Raw genomic sequence first — 19707 nt, 5'->3', positions numbered from 1 at the left:
GCATTGTGGCTGCATAAATTCAAACCGCTAACGAACGACGCCGCACTGTGGGGTGCGAACGATCCGGCGAAGGCAGGCACACCGTCCGCATTGCTGACGCAAACGGCCGCGTGTTTCCGATCGGCGGGCGGCCGTTAGCGTCCGTTCCGACCATGACAACTTCTTTTCGGGTGAAGTATGAGCACAAGCACAGTCCTTGGTCGCGGTATGGCGACCGTCTGCATTCTGGGAGTATCGGCGGCCGCTGCAGTGGGCGTCGCCCGCGCCGACGAGATGGTGAAGATCGGCGAGGCCGCACCCGTGACGGGGCCGGCCTCGTATCTCGGCAAGGACACCGAGAATGGCGCCCGGCTCGCGATCGAGGAGATCAACCAGACGGGCCTCGTGATCGGCGGAAAGAAGGTGACGCTGGTCTTCGACGCGCAGGACGATGCGGGCGACCCGCGTCAGGCCACCCAGGTCGCGCAGAAGCTGGTGGACGACAAGGTCGTCGCGGTGGTCGGCCACATGCAGTCCGGCTCGACGATTCCGGCGTCGAAGATCTACAGCGATGCAGGCATCGCGCAGGTGTCGCCATCAGCGACGAATCCCGCCTATACGCAGCAGGGCTTCAAGACCGCGTATCGCGTGGTCGCCACCGATGCCCAGCAAGGGCCGACGCTCGCCGACTATGCGGCGAAAACGCTGAAGGTCAAAACGGTCGCCATCGTCGACGACTCGACCGCATACGGCCAGGGTCTTGCCGTGGAATTCGAAAAGCAGGCGAAAGCCAACGGCATTACGGTGCTGTCGCACGACGCGAGCACTGACAAGGCCGTCGATTTCCGCGCGATTCTCACCAAGATCAAGGGCGAAAAGCCGGACGCGATCATGTATGGCGGCCTCGATGGCACGGGCGGCCCGTTCGCGAAACAGGCGAAGCAGTTGGGCATGACGATGAAAGTGCTGGCCGGCGACGGTTTGTGCGCCGACGATCTCGCGAAACTCGCGGGCGATGCGGCCGACAACGTAATTTGCTCGATCGCCGGCGCACCGTTGCTGAAGATGAGCGGTGGGCCGGCGTTCGTCGAGCGCTACAAGAAGCGCTTCGGTTACGCGCCGGTTCTGAACTCGCCGTTTGCGTACGACGCGGTGGGTGTCATCATCGATGCGATGAAGCGCGCGCAATCAACCGAGCCGGCAAAAATCCTTGCTGCCATGCCGGCGACCGATCATCAGGGCGTGCTCGGAGAAACGCAGTTCGATGCGAAGGGCGATCTGAAGCACGGTGTGATTTCGCTCTACAAATACGTCGGAGGCAAGCAGGCGCTGCTCGGCGTTGTCGAGCAATAAGCGGATTTGCGGGTGGTGCTTTGCCGGGCGCTTAACGTCACCTGTCAGTGCGCGGATGCGTCCGGCATTTACTGCACCACGCAATCTTCAGCCAATGAGATCGGCACCTGTCGTCAGGACAATCTTTCCAAAGTGGGTGCCGGAGTCGATCAGCTCGTGAGCGCCGCGAGCGTCGGCGAGCGCAAAGGTCTTGTAGACGACCGGTTTGATCTTGCCGCTCTCGAAGTGTGGCCAGACATGCTGCTCGAGTTCACTGACGATGGCCGCCTTGTCCGCGGAGGTGCGCGATCGCAATGTCGAGCCCATATGCGTCAGACGTTTCGTCAGCATCGGCACGAGGTTGAGATCCTTCGCCGGGCCCTTGATCACGCCCACCTGGAGGATCCGTCCGTCCATGGCTGCGGCCTCATAGTTTCTCGCCACGTAGTCGCCGGCAATGATGTCGAGGATCACGTCGACGCCTCTTTCCTCGGTAAACCGCTTCGTTTCGGCGACGAAATCGTCCTCGCGGTATTCGACCGCGAGGTCTGCGCCGAGCGCGAGGCTTGCTTCCCGATGCGCCTGCGAGCCCACGGTCGTGATGATTTTCGCCGCGCCGAACGCCTTCGCCAGCATGGTCGCCGTGGTACCGATGCCTGACGCGCCGCCATGGATCAACACCGATTCGCCGGCAACCAGCTTGCCGCGCTGGAACAGATTCAGCCACACCGTCATGAACGTTTCGGGCATGGCGCCCGCTTCCACCAAGCTCAGGCCTTTGGGGATGTGCATCGTGTTGCAAGCATGTGCGACGGCATATTCCGCGTAGCCGCCGCCAGGAATCAATGCGCACACCAGGTCGCCGATCTGGAACTGGGACACGTCGGCGCCGACGGCAACCACTTGACCTGCCACTTCCAGCCCCGGAATGTCCGAAGCGCCGGGGGGCGGATCATACAGCCCTTTGCGCTGGAAAACGTCTGGGCCGTTCACGGCAGCCGCGTGGATGCGAATCAGAACCTGATCGGCCTCCGGCGCCGGCACCGGACGCGTAGTCGGCACGAGGACCTCAGGACCGCCGGGCTGTTTGATTTCAATGGCCGTCATGGTCGACGGCACACGATAAGTTGAAGCAGACATGGATACCACTCCTTCGATTGATGAGGCTCGTTTGATCCGGTCGGATCACTTGGCGAGGAACTCTTGCGTTCAGTATAGGCATCGACATTGATGAATAAACGCAGCATTATTCATGCGGTGAGATGCAAATTTGCATCAGGAGGGTGGCACGATGAACTGGGACGACGCGCGAGTGTTTCTCGCGGTGGAGCGCGAAAAGACGCTCCGTGGAGCGGCGAGGACGCTCAATCTCGATCAGGCGACGGTGGGCAGGCGGATTGCGGCGCTGGAGCACGCCCTGCGGGCAACGCTTTTTCTGCGTACCTCTGAGGGTTACGCGTTGACTGCGGCCGGGGAAGCCGCGCTGAGATCGGCGGAGAAAATGGAACACTCCGCGCACGAACTCGTCAGACGAACTCAGGGCACGGATACGCGGCTTGCGGGGGATGTAAGAGTCACCAGCACGGACTCGATCGCGCTCGATTTTCTACTGCCCGCCATCGAACGCCTGCATGCTGCGCATCCCGAAGTGCGCGTCCTGCTGGACACGTCGACGCGCATGCTGAATCTGGCAAAGCGTGAAGCGGATATCGCGGTCCGCTCAGTCAGGCCGGATAACCCCGATCTTGTCGCGCGGCGCCTCGCTCGCTGGCCCATGGCGCTCTTTGCATCGAGTGCTTATCTCGAGCAGCACGGCAAGCCCGTTCCCGGCTCCGCATTCGAGGGCCACGATCTTGTCGTCTATCAGGGAAGCTGGACCGGTAATCGATCACTTACCCTCTCTGGCGAGCCGGTACACGCGGGGCGCGTCGTATCGACCTTCAATTCCAGCCTCATGTTGCGCACCGCGGTAAAGGCCGGCATCGGCATCGGTGAGCTTCCGATCCATCTGGCTGAACGCGACGGCCTCGTGCAGCTATGGCCGGAACCCGCACGTGGGGCCGTCTACGAAACCTGGCTCGTCACACATCAGGACCTTCGGCATACCGCGCGCATCGCAGCGATGATTGACGGCATCGTCTCCGCGTTTGAAGATCCCTCGGCCCCCACAAACTAGTCACGCACGAGCGCTCATTCGCCGTCCCGGACTGACTTGATCAGATTGTTTCGCAACGTCACGATCGCCTTCTGCATCTTCTCGAACTCGTCGGGCGCAAGGCCCGTCGCCTCGACGAGGTCCATCTTCAGGGCTTTTTCGCGCAAGCGCCGACCGCTTTTCGTCAGGCAGATCCGCACCTGACGCTCGTCTTCGGGATCGCGCTGCCTTTCCAGATAACCCATCACCTCAAGCTTCTTCAGGATCGGCGTGAGCGTGTTGGATTCGAGAAACAGCTTCTCGCCCAGTCCGCTGACGGTCTGATTGTCTGTCTCCCACAGCGCAATGATCGTGATGTATTGCGTATAAGTGAGCCCGAGTTCCTCCAGTATCGGCTTGTATGCCTTGCCGAACGCCAGGTTCGCGGAGTAGATCGCAAAGCAGAGATAGTCGGAGAGCATTAGATTTGCGGGTGCCGGTTGATCGGTGGATTTCATCTGTATCCTCTTTGGCTGGAGCCTGATGTTTCGCAAGACGTACGAAGCGATATGTATCGCATGCGATTATATCGTAATGTGGTGAAAGTTGGATCGCTGCCGGATAGCGTGCAAGCGGTTGTCAATTTCACCGGCACCAGCTCTTTCGCATCGTAGAGGGCTTGCGATGCCGCTCTCCCTGCCGCTGTGGCCGCCGTGCAGGAGCAACGGCGATGCGCGACGACCCAGCGACGGAGGAATGCACGATCTAGTGACGTGCGTACAGGCTATCGCGCGGCGTCAAGGCGACACGGCTGCCCGCCTGGGAGAGTCCGGCGACTACACCGCCATATGCCTCTTGCGAGCTAACTACGTCATCGCGTTCGGCGGCGACCGTTCGCGCGCTCTGACCGCTTTGCGACGCCGGTGCGCCAACCGATGGCTTGTAGAACGGGGCCGGTCCATAGCCGCTGGCGAACGCGGGTGCGGTGGCGAATGTCGAAACTGCGACGAGCAGTGCAACGATGAGCTTGGTCTTCATGATGGAAATTCCTTAAAAAAATGGTCAGTGAGGGGCACGTGCGTCAGCGAGATGCACGTGCCTTGATGGATCACACCGTGACGATGTTCATTCCGATTTCGATGTTGCCGTGCACAGACTTCGAGTACGGGCAGATCTGATGGGCGAGGCGCGCGATTGCCTCGACGACTTCCTTGTCCAGACCTGGCACGCGGATGGTGAAGTCGGCGCCGAGGAACCACGCGGTACCGGTCTGCCCAATGTTTATCTTGATGTCCACGGAATAGTCGGACGGTAGCGTGACCTTCTTCAGCGAGGCCGCAATCCCGAACACGGTGGTGTAACAGGCCGACCACGCACCCGCAAACAACTGCTCGGCTCTCGGGTGCGGCTCGGTGGCGATGAACTCGAGGTTTTCAAGGCCGGGCGCCGTCAGCTTGAGGTCGAAGACGCCAAACTCGCCGCGCTGGAGATTGGGGTCGCGATTGACCGTGGCGTGGCTGTTGCCTGAGGCGAGAACTTTTTCGATCTTTTCCATGATGGATTCCTTGGTGGGTATAGGTGCTAAGCGGTGTTAAGTGTATTTAAAGTGTATGCGATATAATCGCATGCGATCAATTATGGACGAAGATTAGCGAGGCGCGTATGCCTGATCCGGTCACGCCGTGACGACATTCAGGCCGACCTCGATGTTGCCGTGCACAGCCTTCGAGTACGGGCAGATCTGATGGGCGAGGTGCGCGACTGCCTCGACGGCTTCCGTTGCCAGACCCGGCGCGCGGATGGTGAACTGGGCGCCGAGGCAATGACCGGCACCGACCGACCCGATGCTGACCTGGATGTCCACGGAGTAATCGGCCGGCAGCGTCACCTTCTTCAGCGAGGCCGCAATCTCGAACGCGCTGATGTAACAGGCCGACCACGCGCCCGAAAACAACTGCTCGGCTCGCGGGTGCAACTCGGTGGCGACGAACTCGCGGCTTTCACCGTCGGGCGCTGACAGCTTGAGGTCGAGGACGCCGAGCTCACCGCGCTGGACATTGGGGTCGCGATTGATCGTGGCGTGGCTGTTGCCTGAGTGGAGGACTTGGTCGATCTTGGTCATGATGGATTCCTGTGTGAATAAGGGTGTCAAGCTGCTTTAAATCGCATGCGATGTAATCGCATGCGTCGCATAATGAAGGAGAGGTCGACGGATGTCAATCGCAAAAGATTTAATCGCGTGCGATGTTTCGATAGGGTGAACGAATGTCCTGCGATAGCAGCCGGAGGAGCGCTCGGCCGCCCGTGGCATTTCACGCCACGGGCTTGCTGGTCCGGATTACGTGACAATCACGGCATCATCGCGAACGAAAAGCCGCACGACAGAACCGGAATCAGGCGTGCTCTCGATGAGCAGCTTCGCATCGATCAGTCTGGCGCGCTCGGCCATACCCTGCAGTCCGTACGAGTAGCCGGCCCGTGCGCTAACCATATCGAAGCCTCGGCCGTCATCGCCGATAGTCAACTCGACACCCGCTTCGGTGTTGGCCAGCGTCACATTGACACGCGTTGCACCGGCATGACGGGCCACGTTGGTCAGCGACTCCTGCACGATACGGAATAGCGCTGTCGCGCGGAAATCCGAGAAGGTCGGTTCCGACCCCGTGACATTGAAGTGACAAGGAATGTGCGTATGGCGGGTGAAATCCTCGGCGAGCCATTCCAGCGCGGAGGCGAGGCCGAAATTCAGTGCGACCGGCCGAAGGTGACTGGCCACATTGCGCACGATCTGGATGGTCTGTTCAACCAGATCGCGCATCTGCTCGGCTTTTTGCATGGCGGCGGAACCTGTTGTCAGTTGCATTCTCAGCAACGACAGGTCCATTTTCAATGCGGTCAGCAATTGGCCGAGTTCGTCGTGAACTTCCATCGCGATGTGCTTCCTTTCCTCCTCGCGAATGGCTTCCAGATGCGCGGACAACTGCTGCAGCTGTTCGCGCGACGCCAGCAGTTCCAGTTCGGTCCGTTTGCGTACCACCACTTCAAGTTCGAGCTGGTCGCGATGGCGTCGCAGGCTTTCCACCGCATGCTTGCGGGCCGTCATGTCGGTCAAGAGGCCTTCAAGTCCCCTCAGGCTGCCGTCGTCATCTGTCGCGCCACGTGCATTCAGCTGAACCCAGATCGGTGTGCCGTCGAGACGCTGTAACTGCAGTTCGAGTCCCACAATCTCACCCTGCTTGCGCAGAATTTCGAACAGGCTTGCAATCTGCTCCGGCGAGAACGGCTGTTTGTGGGCGGCGCCCGCCGCGGCCTCGATCAGGTCGGGCACGTCACGATAGCCGAGCAGTTGTGCCATGGCCGGATTGGCTTCATCCAGTTGCCCGTTCCGATCGAGCAGGAAGATACCCTCGAGGGCATTTTCAACGATGCTGCGGTATTTCCGTTCACTGGCGCGCAGACTTACCGTCGATTCCTGAAGGCGGTCAGCCATGACATTGACGCGCAAGGCGAGCCGGCCCAATTCATCGCCCGACTCAACTGTGCAGCGCGCACGAAGGTCGCCGCTCGCGATACGGTCGACCATTTCCTCAAGACGGTTGATCGGGCTGCGCACCATGCGCTTGAGCAGCAGGAAGGTCGCGGCGTAGAGCACGGCAACGACGGCAGTGATCATGGCGAGAATCGCCCGGCGGGCATCGCTGATCGCCTGTTCTGCCACCGCCTTCGTCAGGACGACACGAACCTCGCCGATCTTTTCCCTTGGCGCATTGCCGGGTGGGGTGTATTCAATCGCCCTGACACGCACCACGCTGTCGGCAGGTTTCGGCTGAACGGCTTTCCCCGCGGTGGACACCGTACCGTAGCCCACGGCCGTGACAGTGAATTGGGCCACTTCGGGATTTGGCGCGAGCGCGGCAAGCTGGCCGTTGATCGCGGCAAGATCGATGTTCCACAAAGGTTGAGCGAGCGATTGACTGAACAGGTCGGCAATCCGGGTGGCGCGCTCCTCCAGTGCAGTGAGCCGGCGTTGCCGTTCGTGCGCGACCAGCGCATACGCCGACGTGCCGGCCACGATCGCGACAAGTATGACGAGCGCCAGCATCAGCTTGGTGTGCAAACTGGGCGAGGGCAGCGCGAGCCGTGGGGACAGACGCATCATGAAGCCCTGGACGCCGTGTCCAGAAGATATTGGAGATTGAAATCGTAGGGGCTCGGACGCGGGGACCGGGTTTTCGAGTACTGGCCAAAGTCGAGTATCGCTCCGCTCCGGAAAACAAGGTCGGCATAGCGGGGGGCGTTCTCGCGATGGATCACGGTCAGAAAGTCGAGCTTCTGGCGCAGACCTCCGTTCGTGGCAAAGTCGTTGCCCTGATTGTGATCGTGCAACAGCACCATCGCCCAGGCGCCGAGGAAGTAGTCGCCTGCCATCATGGCTGCGAGGCCGCCGTCAACCACCCTGGTCAGTGCCTCCTGCAACGCACCAATGCCGCCTACCAGAACGTGCGCATTGCGCGCTTTAACGGCGTCCAATGCCCCGAGCGTCATCGCGTCGTTGGCGGCCCAGATCACATTGGCATCCGGATACCGGGCGAGAAGCACGCGTGCCTTTTGATCGCTGTCGGCGTAGCTCCAGTCGCTGAAGACCAGTTGGCAGGTGTGCGTGTTCGAAGCGTGATACAGGAAGTCTTCAACACCGGCAGCCCGCTCCAGCGAGACCGGCGTGCTGGGATCTCCCGTGATGCCGATCACCTGCGCCCCGTGCTGGCCCAGTTGTTGATACAGAAATTGCATCAGCCGGTACCCGGCGCGCTCGGCGTTTGCCGTCACCGTGCCGATCCAGTTCGGAATCAGTTCCCGTTCATTGCCGACCGCACGGCGCTGCTCAGGCGTCAGGTCGTTGTGGATGAGCAGCACCTTCGCCGGCGAGCGCGCCAGCGTTTTGAGCATCTGCTGTGCGGCCATTTTTTCGTTGACGATGACGACGTAGTCCGGCGCATCGGCGCGTCGTGCAACTTCTTCTGCCTGGCGCTGCATCAGTAGATGGTCACGTTCGGCGTACAGCACCTCCAGTTGCATATCGAGGGTATGCGCCGCCATTGTCATGAATCGGGAAACCAGTTGCCAATGCTGTCCCGTACCGCGTTGCACAGCCTCGCCGGGATTGAGGAACACCACACGCGGCGCGCGCCTCGTGGCGAACACGCGGCCGGACATGCCGGTCAGGCCGGCATACGCGCAGGTGAGCAACGCTTGCCTACGATTCATAAGACGATTCACTTGATTGCCGCCGGGGCGCGCGGTTGCGCGTCGTGCGAGGATCGCGTTACGCGACGGACACGGCAACGCACATTCTACGTGCCAGGCCGGCGTTGGCAATATTCGTCCAAGGAGAGCCTGGCATATCAGGTGGAGTACTGGCCAGCAATCTCTTCGTCGTTTCGCTCGCCGGTTAATTTCCGTTTCTTTTGCAGTGACGGAGACCGTTCGGTCAAGCGAGCCGCTGCGTCCTTATCCGGAGAACCCGCAGCGGCGAACTGCCGTCGATATTCGGCCGGCGTCGCCTGCTTTGCGGCCTTGAACTGTCGATTGAAATTGGCGACGTTCGCGAAGCCCGAACGAGCAGCGATGACGGCAACCGGCATGGCGGTGTCAACCAGCATCCGGCACGCGTGACCAATCCGAACCCGCGTGATATAGCGGCCGACGCTCTCACCGATATGTTGAACAAAGTAACGCGTGAGCGTGCGTTCCGACAGGCTGGCGGCCGCGCAAAGCTCTGACAGTCGCAACGGTTCGGCAAAGCGCGCGTCAATCATCGAAAGGACCCGGTTGATCCGTTCGGGCTCGTGGCCGGACGGACCGGTGGTTGCCTCGTTGAAAGCACTCGGCGAGGCGAGTGGCTGGCCCGGCGCGTCGGCGAGCGTACACATAACGTCGAGGGCCGCGCCAAGGCGGTCGCGCGCCACGCTCGACAGCAATTGTTCCAGGCGCTCGCGCATCCATTTGCCGGCGGGTGGCTCGAAGGCCAGCCCACACGCGGCCCTGCGTAACAGCTTGCGCAGCGGTTCATATTCTGGGCAACAGTCCGCCATACGCCGCGCCCAATCGCCGTCGAACCAGATGACGATGGCGACCTGTGGCGAGGATGGATCGATCGAACGATTCGACGCCCAGGTGTGTGGAAGATCCGGCGGCACGAGGACCAGATCCTCAGCCTCGTATTCGTTGACAGAGTCGCCGATGTAGCGCTTGCCATGACTGTTCATCGTCAGCGTTAACTCGTACTCCGGATGGTGATGCCACTCGAACGGAATACGCGGGAGCCGCCGATGGTAAACCCGCACCGAATAGTCCCCACCGAAGTCGACATGCTCATAGGCTGGTTTCATGGCCGAATGCGCAAAAAGATTGCCTGAATAGTATCACCAAGGCACGCATGCACGTCATATCCTCGGGGCATATCAAATCCCTACGGAGACAGTCATGGCGTTGAAAATCGACGATTTGCCGAGCGCAATCCGGCAAGCGAAAAAGGAGCTGCGCGCGGCATTGCCGAACTACCGGCAGGTCTTTGCCGAAGTCGAAGAAGCGATCAGCACCGAGGCGAAGCGAATCGCTACGCAGCGGGGTCGTGGAGAAGACGTCATCCCCGAAATTCAGTTTTCCGACATCGCCGAACAACGCGTCACCGCGGACCAGATCGCGCTCGTCAAGGCGCGCGGCGCATGCGTGATCCGCAATGTCTTTCCCCGTGCGCTGGTGCAGAGCTGGGACGAAGACATTGCCAACTATGTCGAGCGCAATAACCTCGACCAGCGCCTCGAAAACCGCGCTGAAGACAAATACTTTGGCCAGTTGGCGTCCAGCAAACCGCAGATCTATGGGGTGTACTGGTCGAAGCCGCAAGTGCTGGCCCGTCAGTCGGCGTCGCTGACTGAGGCGCGTGTATTCCTGAACCGGCTGTGGCGCAATGAGAGCGGCGGCCAGGTGCACTTCGATCCGGAGCGCGTGCCTGTCTATGCCGATCGTCTGCGTCGCCGGCCGCCTGGCTCTGCGTCGCTTGGGCTGTCGGCGCATTGCGACGGCGGGTCGGTTGAGCGCTGGATCGAAAGCAATTTCCGGAAGGTGTACCGCCACGTGTTTGCCGGGAACTGGCGCGACTACGACGCGTTCGATGCGGCTTTCCGACCTGACGTGCAGGAGATCGCATCGCCGGCCGTATGCTCGATGTTTCGCACGTTCCAGGGCTGGACTGCCCTGACGCCGCAAGGCCCGGGCGACGGTACGCTGCAACTCGTGCCCATCGCCAATTCGATGGTGTACATCCTGTTGCGCGCGCTTCAGGACGATGTCGCAGAGGACGACCTGTGCGGCGCCATGCCCGGACGGGCGCTGTCGATCAAGCCGGAATTTCATGCGCCATTGTTCGAGGCACTGTCATCGATTCCCAAGATGGAAGCGGGTGACACCGTGTTCTGGCACAGCGATGTCATCCATGCGGTCGAAGACGAGCACAAGGGCGCGGGCTACAGCAACGTGATGTACATCGCCTCGGCGCCCGCGTGCGCCAAAAACGACGCTTATCTGAAGCGCCAGTTGCCGAGCTTCCTCAAGGGTGAAAGCCCGCCCGATTTTCCTGCTGACCATTTCGAAGTGGATTTCAGCGGACGCGCAACGGTTGATGACCTGACACCGCTCGGTGAGTCGCAACTTGGGTTTGACCTGTAGATCGGCAAAGACCTTTAACACGCATTAAAACGGGCATGTATGTGCGTTCGACTGAGCTTCGAACGCATCGCTCGATCACATAACGAAAACTTCGGAGACTGCAATGAAACGATCACTCACGTCGCTTGCGACGGGCATTACGCTGCTCATGGCTGGAACGCATGCTGGTTTGGCCGCGGAACAGCTTTCGGTATTGCACTGGTGGACCTCCGGCGGCGAATCGAAAGCGATTCGGGTGCTGAAGGACGACATGACCAAACAGGGCTACGAGTGGAAAGACTTCGCCATAGCGGGAGGAGCGGGCGCGGCGGCCATGACGGCGCTGAAGACGCAGGTCATTTCGGGTAACGCACCATCGGCCGCGCAGATCAAGGGTCCTCTGATTCAGGATTGGGCCGATCAGGACATGTTGGTCAGTGTCGATCAGTCCGCTACCGATTGGAAAGCGCATTCGCCCTCGCAGATAGATAGCTCAATGAAGGCGGGCGGTCACTATGTGGCTGCACCGTTCTCGGTACACCGAATCAACTGGTTGTGGATCAACAAGGCCGACCTCGACAAAGTCGGGGGCACGGCGCCCACTACGTGGCCGGAATTCTTCGCGCTCGCCGACAAATTTCGCGCCGCGGGCATCACGCCCGTCGCGCATGGTGGCCAGCCCTGGCAAGACATGACCATCTGGGAGACGGTCGTGCTCTCTCAAGGTGCGGATTTCTACCGGAAGGCCCTCGTTGATCTTGACCAGAAAACGCTGACTTCGCCGCAGATGGTGCAGGTGTTCGAGATCGTCCAGAAGATCCGGAGTTACTTCGATAAGGGCTACCACGGCCGCGACTGGAATCTCGCGACGGCAATGGTCATTTCCGGCTCGGGCGGCATGCAATTCATGGGCGACTGGGCGAAGGGCGAATTCGCCAATGCGAACAAAAAGCCGGACGCCGACTATATTTGTGCGGCCGCGCCTGGTACTTCGAATGCCTATACGTACACCGTGGATTCGTTCGCGTTCTTTCAGCAGAACGGTAAGAAGCAGGCGTCGCCTAGGCAGCTTGCGCTTGCAAAGACGATCATGTCGGTCGATTTCCAGCAGCAGTTCAGTCTCTACAAGGGTTCGATTCCTGTTCGGCTGGACGTTCCGATGGACAAGTTCGATAGCTGCGCCAGGAAATCATTCGCTGACGAGCAGGCCACGATTAAATCCGGCGCGTTCCTGCCTTCGTTGGCCTTCGGCAATCTCCAGTCTCCGGTTACCGCCGGCGCGATTACCGACGTCGTAACGAATTTCATGAACTCGAACGAGGACCCGAAAGAGGGCGTGCGCAAGCTTGCCGCTGCCGCGAAGATCAAGTAGACGGGGGGTGTGCCAGCCAGTTTGGAATGAATGGCTTCACTGATGGCAGCGGGGTTAGAGCTTTGCATGGGACCAGAGTAACGCGCTAAAGCGCGAACTCTGGCCGACAGTTAAAGCGCTCACTGCGGCCGACAAAGGAGATAAACATGAATCCGGTAGCAAAGCGTAAATGGCCGCGTTCGGGGCTCGAGACAAGCGTGATGGGTTTCGGCGCCGCGCCGATCGGCAACATCTTCAGGCCGATCAGTGAAGAGGATTCTGCTGCCTTGATCAAGGCAGCGTGGGACGCCGGCGTGCGCTACTTCGACACTGCGCCGATGTATGGGCACGGCTTGAGCGAAGCGCGCTGTGGTCAGGGGCTGCGTTGGTATCCGCGCGACCAGTTTGTGCTGTCCACCAAGGTCGGGCGTCTATTGAAGCCGCGCAAACGCGCCGAGATCAACTTTGAGCCTTGGGTTGATGGGCTGCCTTTCGAATGCGTTTTCGACTACAGCTATGACGGCACGATGCGTTCGATCGAAGACAGTCTGCAACGTCTGGCGCTGGAACACATCGATATTGCGTTGATTCACGACATCGACGTCTTTACGCATGGCGAGCGTCAGCCGGAGATGTTCGAGGCGGCGATGGCGGGTGCGTCGAAAGCCCTGCTGAAACTCCGTGACGAAGGGGTTGTTAAGGCGGTGGGGCTCGGCGTCAACGAGTGGCAGGTCGCGCACGAAGCGATTCGCCGGCAGGATTTCGACTGCCTGTTGCTGGCTGGCCGCTACACCTTGCTCGAGCAGGACGCGCTGGACGGTTTCCTGCCGCTGTGCGAAGAGCAGCAGGTGTCGGTGATTCTCGGTGGCGGCTACAACAGCGGCATTCTCGCGACGGGTGCGGTGCCCGGCGCGAAATACAACTATTCGCTCGCGCCGGAGTCAATTCTTGAACGCGTGCGCAAGATCGAGCAGGTATGCCAGGAATACTCGGTGCCGCTCAAAGCGGCGGCGCTGCAATTCGTTCTCGCCCATCCCGCGATCCCGACCAACATCCCCGGCGTGCGTACGGTCGCCCAACTGGAAGACAACCTGCAAACCTTCCGGGCTGAAATTCCACCGGCGTTCTGGGCCGAGCTGAAGCGCCGCGAGCTGATCCGGCAGGATGCGCCGACTTCTCCTGTTGATATCCTTTAGCAAGCTCGCATACTATCTGTGCTCTTGCTAGAGGAGCTCACATGACCGACAGTACGCACGCCACTGCCTCATATAGCCAGGAGACCACCGCATCGGCAGGAGTGATCTGGGAACTCTTCGAGGCCGTTTCCGGTTGGAAGACCTGGAATACGGGTGTCCACGCCTGTTCTATTGACGGTCCTTTCGCTGTGGGCTCATGGCTAACCATGACGCTTCCTGACCAGGAGGTGATCAGGTCGCAACTCGTCGAAGTCGATGCGCATCACCTGTTCACAGACGAAACGATGCTGGGCGACGTTGTGGTTCGCGTGGTGCATGAAATCGAACCGCTACCTGGCGGGGGCAACCGCATCAGCTACAAAATCAGCGTAGTCGGAGAAAATGCCCACGATATTTGCGCCGGCGTTTCTTCCGATTTCCCTGAAGTCTTGTCGGCGCTGGTTGCTCAAGCGGAAAGTCGGACAACGAAATGAGTTGAGCATGGCTTGGCATTAGCTGATTCATCCGAGTGTGCGAAAGGTACAACTGGCTATTCGTCTGTGCCTTTCGTCAAGAGCTGCCTCAGCGAATCTCCACCTCGATAAATACCACCTCGTGGTCGGTCGCGTTGACGACGTTGTGTTCCACTCCCTTCAACCCCGCGTAACTGTGCCCGGCGCGCAGCTGTGATTCCCGGTTGCCTTGTGCTGTCTCGAGGAGAAGTTGACCATCCGTTTGCGGTACCACGACATAGTCATGTCCATGAACATGCCAGCCGGTCTCAGCACCGGGCGCAAATCGCCACTCGGTGACGATCACGCGTTCATTCAATACCTGCTGCGTTGGAACTGCCTGCGGACGATCCATGAGAGTTTTCTCAGTGAAGTGGGAGACGAGGTTCGTCGGATAGCCGTCACGCCGCACCGATAGACGCGCTATCGCCCTTTAGTGGCGACTCCACCGTGCGTCAACATGCTGCGGGGCTCGATACATCGATTGACCATTCTGAAGCTGAGGCCTTTCGTTTGACATGTACAGTGCCTTTGCGCTTACCAGCACAGTTGCATTCACCTATGCGCTACGGGAGGGGCGGCTCCTCCGAGCGCTATCAACCGTAAAGCAGGTCTGGCTCAAAGCCAGGTGCCGCCCTGCCGCTCACTCGGCTCTTCCGTAAGCGCATCGAAATCGTGAATCCAGTCCAGGTGATTCAGCACGCTGTCGCGCGAGCCGAGGCGGACGTTGCGAGCCTGCGCGGCTGGCCCGTCAGGCAAATGCAGCACGTCCGCCGTGGTGATCGACGCGTACTGCACCTTGCGCGTGCGGCCCCGGCGCAGGCGCTCGTAGGCTTCCTGCGCTTCACGCCAATTGCCTGGGCCCGCTGAGCCCAATTGAGCGGCCAGCACCACGGCATCTTCAATCGACTGATTGGCGCCCTGGCCGTGATGCGGCACAAGCGCATGCGCGGCATCGCCGATCAGCGTCACGCGGCCTTTGCTCCAGCGGCCGAGCGGGGGACGGTGGAACAATCCCCAGCGCTGACTGATGGGCACTGCCGTAATCATCTGCACGACGGCCGGATGCCAGTCCTTGAATAGGCGCAGTTGTTCGCCCTCGCTGGCGGGCATGACCCAGTCGCGCGACGGCCACGGCGATGGATGACGCTCGACCAGCAGGAAATTCTGGTCGCCTTTGTCACCGATGGGGTAGTGCAGCAGATGGCCGCCGGGTCCGACCCAGAACTGGATCGTCTCGGGATCGGGCAGCAGGTCCATGCGTTCAGCCGGCACCACGCCGCGAAAGCCTGAGCAACCCGAATACAGGGCGTCGTCATAGCCAAGCATCCAGCGCCGCGTGATCGAGCGCGCCCCGTCGGCGCCGATCACGAGGTCGGCGTCGATACACTGACCGTTATCGAACGCCAGACTCACGTGGTCCGGGTGCTGCACGAGATCGACCAGCCGATGGCTGAGCTTGATGCGCTCAAGGCCGACGCCTCTGGACAGCACCGCCTGCAGATCCGCACGATGAATGCCCCAGTACGAGCCGCCGAACAGCTCGCGAGAGTTGGGCGTGCCGCGATGATGGCCGATGACCGCGCCGCTGCGGCCGTCGCGATAGACGAGGCCCGGCACTTCCGCGCACACCTTCTCGAAGTCCGCACGCAGTCCCATGCGCTCGTAGAAGCGCGTCGCGTTGGCCGAGAGCGCGACGGCCGCGCCCACTTCGCGCAGCTCGTCGGTTTGCTCGTAGAGTTGCGCATCGATGCCGTGCTCGCGCAGCGCGAGCGCAAGCGTAAGGCCGCCGACGCCGGCGCCGACGATCGCAATCTTTAGATCCATCTGCTTCATGACTGTGTCTCCGATATCCAGATTTATGGGTGCCGCCATGGCATTTCCGGGCGTTATGTGGAATGCGCGTGCCGTGTCAGTATTTTCAGCACTAGACCTTCATTCCTCAATAAGATGAAATGAATCTGCTTCATCACTGGAATGAATGAGACCCGGATAGGCGTGAATCATGGAACTGAGCGAAATCGACCTCAACCTGCTGCTGCTCTTCCAGCGGCTGATGCAGGAACGGCGCGTGGCGACCGTCGCCGAGCAGATGAACATGAGCCAGCCCGGCGTCAGCAACGCGCTCGCCAAGCTGCGTCGCCGGCTTGGCGATCCCTTGTTCGTGCGCGGGCCGGGGGGAGTGGTGCCCACGCCATTCGCGCTGCGTCTGGCGGAACCGGTCTCGCAGGCGCTCGCCACGCTGCACGCCGCGCTCAATCCGGTGACGGGTTTCGATCCGCTGCGCGCGATGCGCACCATCACGATCGGCATGACCGATATCGGCGAAGTGGTGTTTTTGCCCGCGCTGCTCGAACGGCTGTCGCGCGTCGCGCCGGGCGTCGCACTGAATACCGTGCGCGATACAAGCGTTAATCTGAGCAACGAGATGGCCGACGGCCGGGTCGATCTGGCCATTGGCTTGCTGCCGCAGCTCAAGGGTGGTTTCTATCAGCGCCGCCTGTTTGATCAGCGCTATGTGTGCCTGTTCAGGCGCGGCCATCCGCTCGAGGATGCGCCGCTCACGCTCGCCGCATGGCGCGAGGCTGAGCATCTCGTGGTCGTGGCGGCCGGCACCGGCCACGGGCAGGTTGAGGAATGGCTGAAACGGCGTGGCGTACGGCGTCAGGTGCGGCTGACGGTGCCGCACTTCATGAGCGTGGGCTACATCCTGCAACGCACCGATCTGATCGCTACGGTACCGGAGCGGCTTGCCCTCCAACTGGCAGCCCCTTTCTCGCTCAGCCTGCGCGCGTTGCCTATGACGCTGCCCGCCGCGCCGATCCATCTGCTCTGGCACACACGAGTCCATCAGGATGAAGGCAATCGCTGGCTGCGCGGGGTCGTGATCGATCTGTTTGCGGACAATGGATCGACGGCTAAGGGCAAGCGCGTCGCGAAGACTTAACGGTGGATGTCAAACATTAAATGGATGAGTCGCCGCAGCTATGTTGACTCTGGAAGAACCGGAGCTGGTGTCACTTTGCTTCGGTCTGCTGAGCGGCTCTTCACATGATCAATGAAGGCGCGCAGCTTCGGCATCATCTGCCGGCGGCTCGGATAGTAGAGAAACACGCCCGGCGTGACCGGCGCGAACGGCTCCAGCACGTGCACCAGTTTTCCTGCTCGTAACCCTTCAGCGGCCATCGGTTCAGGTAGCTGGGCAAGGCCCATACCTTCGACTGCCGCGCCAAGCATGGTGGAAAAATCGTTGGCGATGAGAGGGCCGGATACGGCGATCTCGATCGCGTGGCCGTTGTCGTTGAATGACCATAGCGCGAGCGCGCCGCTGGATCGTCGCCACCGCAAGCATGCGTGCTGGCGCAGATCGTCCGTGTGCATGGGGCGGCTGCGTCCTGCGAAGTAAGCAGGGCTGCCCACGACGATGAGACGAAACGGCGGCGTCAACGGTACAGCGACCATGTCGGCGTCAACGAACTGACCCAGCCGGATACCGGCGTCGAACCCTTCCGCGGCAAGATCGATCAGTTCCTTGCTGGTGGAGATCTCCACTTCGACCTCGGGATAAGCCTGGCAGAAGGATGCAATCAGGGGTTCCAGCAGGATCGGCATCACCGCGCGCGGCACTGAAAGACGCAACAATCCGGTGGGCCGTTGACCAAGTCCGCGCGCCACCTCACTAGCGGCGACAAGCTCGTCGAAGGCGGGCCTTGCGTGTGAAAGAAACCGTTCGCCAGCTTCGGTCAGGCCGACGCTACGCGTGGTGCGAATGAAGAGCGCTGCGCCAATGCGCGCTTCAAGTACGCGCACCGTCTGGCTGACGGCGGACGGTGTCACTCCGAGTTCCGCGGCTGCCCGGCGAAAACTGCGATGCTGGGCAACGCTCAGGAACACCTCCACGCCATCGAGCGCGCCTTGCCTGACTGTGAAGTTCTGCTTCATAGCCCGTCAACATTGTGATGAATAGTCGCTCGCGAGAGGCCATGGTACACCTACGCCTGCTGACGAGGAATTCGAGGCCGCATGCACGCCCACCGATCTCCTTCTTATTCTTCAATGCGCCTGGCCACATCTGACTGGAGGCAACATGTCACCGGAACTCATCTTCCAATCGCAGCTCGTTCTGGGCTATGTCGCCTGGCTGCTTTGCTTTCGCGTATACGTCTGGCCCAGGCTCAAGTCGATGGACCCGTTCGACGCGCAACGCGTCATCGCCACCTTGCACAGCTTCCGTTTCTTCGGCCTGGTCTTCATTCTGCCAGGCGTCGTCAGTCCCGACCTACCTGCCAGCTTCGCCGCATTCGCCGCGTACGGTGACTTCGCAACGGGCGTTCTGGCGATGCTGGCGCTACTTGCGGCAGGAAGACGGCCGCTCTTCTGGTTGTTCGTCGTGGCCTTCAATCTTGTGGGAACGACCGACCTCATCGTCGACTACGTCCACGCTATCCAGGCCGATCTTCCTGCGCGTGCAGGAGAATTTGGCACTACGTACGCGATTCCGATCATCTACGTGCCGCTGCTGATGATTACGCACGTTGCCGCCTTCTATCTGCTGCTGCGCGCTCGGCCTAAGGCGGCGCTGAGCTATTGGTCGTTCCGTAAGTCATGAACCTGGCCGCTTATTTGGCCGCTTATTTGGCCGCTTACCTGGTCGCTTATTTGGTCGCTTATTTGGTCGTATAACCGCCGTTGATCAGAATGGTCTGCCCCGTAATCCACCACCCGTCGCTGACAAGATGGCGGATGAAAGGCACCACATCCCCCGGATCGGTCAAACCCGTCGTGGAGAACGGTGAAAGTGCGGCGGCGGTCTTGTGGTAAGCCACCGCGTCCGCGCCTTCGGCGGGATAGAAGAACGGCGTGTCCATGGGTCCGGGGCCGATGGCTGTCACCGAGATGCCTCGCGCGCCGAATTCCTTGGCCGCCGCGCGCGTGAAATGTTCGACCGGCGCCTTGGTGCCTGCATAGGCCGCGTAAAACGGCGTGAACGCGCCAAGCAGCGACGTGACGAGCGTCACGATCTTGCCGTTGTCATTGACGTGCTTGCCGGCTTCTTTAAGGAAGAAGAACGCAGACTTGGAATTGACCGCCGTCATTTCATCGTACTCAGCCTCGGTGATGTCCACGAATGGCTTCTTCAACACCTTGCCCACCGTATTGATCGCAATATCGGGGCGGCCGACGGCGGCGACGACATCCGAGAACAGCTTCTCGATCGCGCCGGCCGATGTCAGGTCGGCCTGGAATGCGACCGCCTTGGCGCCTGACGCCTCGATCGCGGCAAGCGTCTCGTCTGCCGCGGCCTTCGAACTCGCGCTGTTGTAGTGGATCGCCACTGCCTTGGCGCCCTGTGCCGCGAGATCCCGCGCAATCAGTCCACCGAGATTCTTCGCCCCGCCCGCAATCACGACGGTTTTGCCTTTGATGCTGTGGTTTGCCATGGTCCATCCCCAGTACCGAAGCCGCCCGATGCAGCCTCTCATCCTGCTGGATGATATATTCCAGGAAAATCATTTA

General features: G+C 60.7%; 20 protein-coding genes. 8 read left to right on the top strand and 12 right to left on the bottom strand.

The window, feature by feature from the left end; all coding sequences use genetic code 11:
* Positions 1–207: 207 nt before the first annotated feature.
* Positions 208–1332, top strand: a complete 1125-nt coding sequence (locus KHO33_RS14625; protein WP_200564978.1) for a branched-chain amino acid ABC transporter substrate-binding protein — start codon at positions 208–210, stop codon at positions 1330–1332.
* A gap of 87 nt (positions 1333–1419) precedes the next feature.
* Here KHO33_RS14625 and KHO33_RS14620 read toward each other — a convergent pair whose 3' ends face one another.
* A complete protein-coding gene (locus tag KHO33_RS14620; RefSeq protein ID WP_200564880.1) occupies positions 1420–2451 on the bottom strand; it encodes an NAD(P)H-quinone oxidoreductase in 1032 nt (343 codons plus the stop codon).
* Positions 2452–2602: 151 nt separating this feature from the next.
* Here KHO33_RS14620 and KHO33_RS14615 point away from each other — a divergent pair, with 151 nt between their 5' ends.
* Positions 2603–3487, top strand: a complete 885-nt coding sequence (locus tag KHO33_RS14615; RefSeq protein WP_200564879.1) for a LysR family transcriptional regulator — start codon at positions 2603–2605, stop codon at positions 3485–3487.
* Positions 3488–3501: 14 nt separating this feature from the next.
* Here KHO33_RS14615 and KHO33_RS14610 read toward each other — a convergent pair whose 3' ends face one another.
* From KHO33_RS14610 to KHO33_RS14580, 7 genes are all read right to left on the bottom strand, one after another.
* On the bottom strand, positions 3502–3963 hold the full coding sequence (locus KHO33_RS14610; RefSeq protein ID WP_200564878.1) for a MarR family winged helix-turn-helix transcriptional regulator: 462 nt from the start codon (positions 3961–3963) through the stop codon (positions 3502–3504).
* Positions 3964–4210: 247 nt separating this feature from the next.
* Positions 4211–4483, bottom strand: a complete 273-nt coding sequence (locus KHO33_RS14605; RefSeq protein ID WP_200564877.1) for a hypothetical protein — start codon at positions 4481–4483, stop codon at positions 4211–4213.
* Between the two features lie 70 nt (positions 4484–4553).
* Complete coding sequence (locus KHO33_RS14600; protein ID WP_054038331.1) at positions 4554–5000, bottom strand: OsmC family protein; 447 nt, start codon at positions 4998–5000, stop codon at positions 4554–4556.
* A gap of 120 nt (positions 5001–5120) precedes the next feature.
* Positions 5121–5567: an Ohr family peroxiredoxin gene (locus KHO33_RS14595; RefSeq protein ID WP_200564876.1), complete on the bottom strand. Its 447-nt coding sequence runs from the start codon at positions 5565–5567 to the stop codon at positions 5121–5123.
* A 216-nt stretch (positions 5568–5783) separates the two neighbouring features.
* On the bottom strand, positions 5784–7604 hold the full coding sequence (locus tag KHO33_RS14590; protein ID WP_234480538.1) for a sensor histidine kinase: 1821 nt from the start codon (positions 7602–7604) through the stop codon (positions 5784–5786).
* On the bottom strand, positions 7601–8710 hold the full coding sequence (locus KHO33_RS14585) for an ABC transporter substrate-binding protein (RefSeq protein ID WP_200564875.1): 1110 nt from the start codon (positions 8708–8710) through the stop codon (positions 7601–7603). Before KHO33_RS14585 ends, KHO33_RS14590 begins: the two co-directional genes overlap by 4 nt.
* Positions 8711–8847: 137 nt before the next feature.
* The gene (locus KHO33_RS14580; protein ID WP_200564874.1) at positions 8848–9834 is read right to left on the bottom strand and encodes a helix-turn-helix domain-containing protein; all 987 of its coding nucleotides are present in this window, start codon (positions 9832–9834) and stop codon (positions 8848–8850) included.
* A gap of 94 nt (positions 9835–9928) precedes the next feature.
* Between KHO33_RS14580 and KHO33_RS14575 the strand changes: the two genes are divergently transcribed.
* From KHO33_RS14575 to KHO33_RS14560, 4 genes are all read left to right on the top strand, one after another.
* A complete protein-coding gene (locus KHO33_RS14575; protein ID WP_200564873.1) occupies positions 9929–11173 on the top strand; it encodes a DUF1479 domain-containing protein in 1245 nt (414 codons plus the stop codon).
* A gap of 103 nt (positions 11174–11276) precedes the next feature.
* On the top strand, positions 11277–12524 hold the full coding sequence (locus KHO33_RS14570; protein WP_200564872.1) for an ABC transporter substrate-binding protein: 1248 nt from the start codon (positions 11277–11279) through the stop codon (positions 12522–12524).
* Positions 12525–12670: 146 nt separating this feature from the next.
* Positions 12671–13699 (top strand): aldo/keto reductase, encoded by a 1029-nt coding sequence (locus tag KHO33_RS14565; protein ID WP_200564871.1) that lies wholly within the window; start codon positions 12671–12673, stop codon positions 13697–13699.
* 41 nt (positions 13700–13740) lie between these two features.
* Complete coding sequence (locus tag KHO33_RS14560; protein ID WP_200564870.1) at positions 13741–14172, top strand: SRPBCC family protein; 432 nt, start codon at positions 13741–13743, stop codon at positions 14170–14172.
* 88 nt (positions 14173–14260) lie between these two features.
* Here KHO33_RS14560 and KHO33_RS14555 read toward each other — a convergent pair whose 3' ends face one another.
* The gene (locus tag KHO33_RS14555; RefSeq protein ID WP_054038343.1) at positions 14261–14545 is read right to left on the bottom strand and encodes a cupin domain-containing protein; all 285 of its coding nucleotides are present in this window, start codon (positions 14543–14545) and stop codon (positions 14261–14263) included.
* A gap of 263 nt (positions 14546–14808) precedes the next feature.
* The gene (locus tag KHO33_RS14550) at positions 14809–16026 is read right to left on the bottom strand and encodes an FAD-dependent monooxygenase (protein ID WP_200564869.1); all 1218 of its coding nucleotides are present in this window, start codon (positions 16024–16026) and stop codon (positions 14809–14811) included.
* A 169-nt stretch (positions 16027–16195) separates the two neighbouring features.
* Between KHO33_RS14550 and KHO33_RS14545 the strand changes: the two genes are divergently transcribed.
* A complete protein-coding gene (locus KHO33_RS14545; protein WP_200564868.1) occupies positions 16196–17137 on the top strand; it encodes a LysR family transcriptional regulator in 942 nt (313 codons plus the stop codon).
* 38 nt (positions 17138–17175) lie between these two features.
* Here KHO33_RS14545 and KHO33_RS14540 read toward each other — a convergent pair whose 3' ends face one another.
* Positions 17176–18132 (bottom strand): LysR family transcriptional regulator, encoded by a 957-nt coding sequence (locus tag KHO33_RS14540; protein WP_054038347.1) that lies wholly within the window; start codon positions 18130–18132, stop codon positions 17176–17178.
* Positions 18133–18277: 145 nt separating this feature from the next.
* On the opposite strand from KHO33_RS14540, the gene KHO33_RS14535 reads away from it, so the two are divergent.
* The gene (locus KHO33_RS14535; protein WP_200564867.1) at positions 18278–18799 is read left to right on the top strand and encodes a hypothetical protein; all 522 of its coding nucleotides are present in this window, start codon (positions 18278–18280) and stop codon (positions 18797–18799) included.
* 58 nt (positions 18800–18857) lie between these two features.
* On the opposite strand, the gene KHO33_RS14530 is transcribed toward KHO33_RS14535, so the two are convergent.
* Complete coding sequence (locus KHO33_RS14530; protein WP_200564866.1) at positions 18858–19631, bottom strand: SDR family oxidoreductase; 774 nt, start codon at positions 19629–19631, stop codon at positions 18858–18860.
* Positions 19632–19707 lie beyond the last annotated feature (76 nt).

The sequence above is a fragment of the Paraburkholderia nemoris genome, from assembly GCF_905221015.1.
GTDB classification, from domain to species: Bacteria; Pseudomonadota; Gammaproteobacteria; order Burkholderiales; family Burkholderiaceae; genus Paraburkholderia; species Paraburkholderia nemoris.
The sequence above is the reverse complement of the archived record's forward strand: the minus strand, read 5'-3'. Positions and strand labels throughout refer to the sequence as shown.

Coding starts and splice junctions, on each gene's coding strand:
- KHO33_RS14625 (WP_200564978.1), top strand. CDS start 208: ATGGCGACCGTCTGCATTCTGGGAGTATCGGCGGCCGCTGCAGTGGGC.
- KHO33_RS14620 (WP_200564880.1), bottom strand. CDS start 2,451: ATGTCTGCTTCAACTTATCGTGTGCCGTCGACCATGACGGCCATTGAA.
- KHO33_RS14615 (WP_200564879.1), top strand. CDS start 2,603: ATGAACTGGGACGACGCGCGAGTGTTTCTCGCGGTGGAGCGCGAAAAG.
- KHO33_RS14610 (WP_200564878.1), bottom strand. CDS start 3,963: ATGAAATCCACCGATCAACCGGCACCCGCAAATCTAATGCTCTCCGAC.
- KHO33_RS14605 (WP_200564877.1), bottom strand. CDS start 4,483: ATGAAGACCAAGCTCATCGTTGCACTGCTCGTCGCAGTTTCGACATTC.
- KHO33_RS14600 (WP_054038331.1), bottom strand. CDS start 5,000: ATGGAAAAGATCGAAAAAGTTCTCGCCTCAGGCAACAGCCACGCCACG.
- KHO33_RS14595 (WP_200564876.1), bottom strand. CDS start 5,567: ATGACCAAGATCGACCAAGTCCTCCACTCAGGCAACAGCCACGCCACG.
- KHO33_RS14590 (WP_234480538.1), bottom strand. CDS start 7,604: ATGATGCGTCTGTCCCCACGGCTCGCGCTGCCCTCGCCCAGTTTGCAC.
- KHO33_RS14585 (WP_200564875.1), bottom strand. CDS start 8,710: ATGAATCGTAGGCAAGCGTTGCTCACCTGCGCGTATGCCGGCCTGACC.
- KHO33_RS14580 (WP_200564874.1), bottom strand. CDS start 9,834: ATGAAACCAGCCTATGAGCATGTCGACTTCGGTGGGGACTATTCGGTG.
- KHO33_RS14575 (WP_200564873.1), top strand. CDS start 9,929: ATGGCGTTGAAAATCGACGATTTGCCGAGCGCAATCCGGCAAGCGAAA.
- KHO33_RS14570 (WP_200564872.1), top strand. CDS start 11,277: ATGAAACGATCACTCACGTCGCTTGCGACGGGCATTACGCTGCTCATG.
- KHO33_RS14565 (WP_200564871.1), top strand. CDS start 12,671: ATGAATCCGGTAGCAAAGCGTAAATGGCCGCGTTCGGGGCTCGAGACA.
- KHO33_RS14560 (WP_200564870.1), top strand. CDS start 13,741: ATGACCGACAGTACGCACGCCACTGCCTCATATAGCCAGGAGACCACC.
- KHO33_RS14555 (WP_054038343.1), bottom strand. CDS start 14,545: ATGGATCGTCCGCAGGCAGTTCCAACGCAGCAGGTATTGAATGAACGC.
- KHO33_RS14550 (WP_200564869.1), bottom strand. CDS start 16,026: ATGAAGCAGATGGATCTAAAGATTGCGATCGTCGGCGCCGGCGTCGGC.
- KHO33_RS14545 (WP_200564868.1), top strand. CDS start 16,196: ATGGAACTGAGCGAAATCGACCTCAACCTGCTGCTGCTCTTCCAGCGG.
- KHO33_RS14540 (WP_054038347.1), bottom strand. CDS start 18,132: ATGAAGCAGAACTTCACAGTCAGGCAAGGCGCGCTCGATGGCGTGGAG.
- KHO33_RS14535 (WP_200564867.1), top strand. CDS start 18,278: ATGTCACCGGAACTCATCTTCCAATCGCAGCTCGTTCTGGGCTATGTC.
- KHO33_RS14530 (WP_200564866.1), bottom strand. CDS start 19,631: ATGGCAAACCACAGCATCAAAGGCAAAACCGTCGTGATTGCGGGCGGG.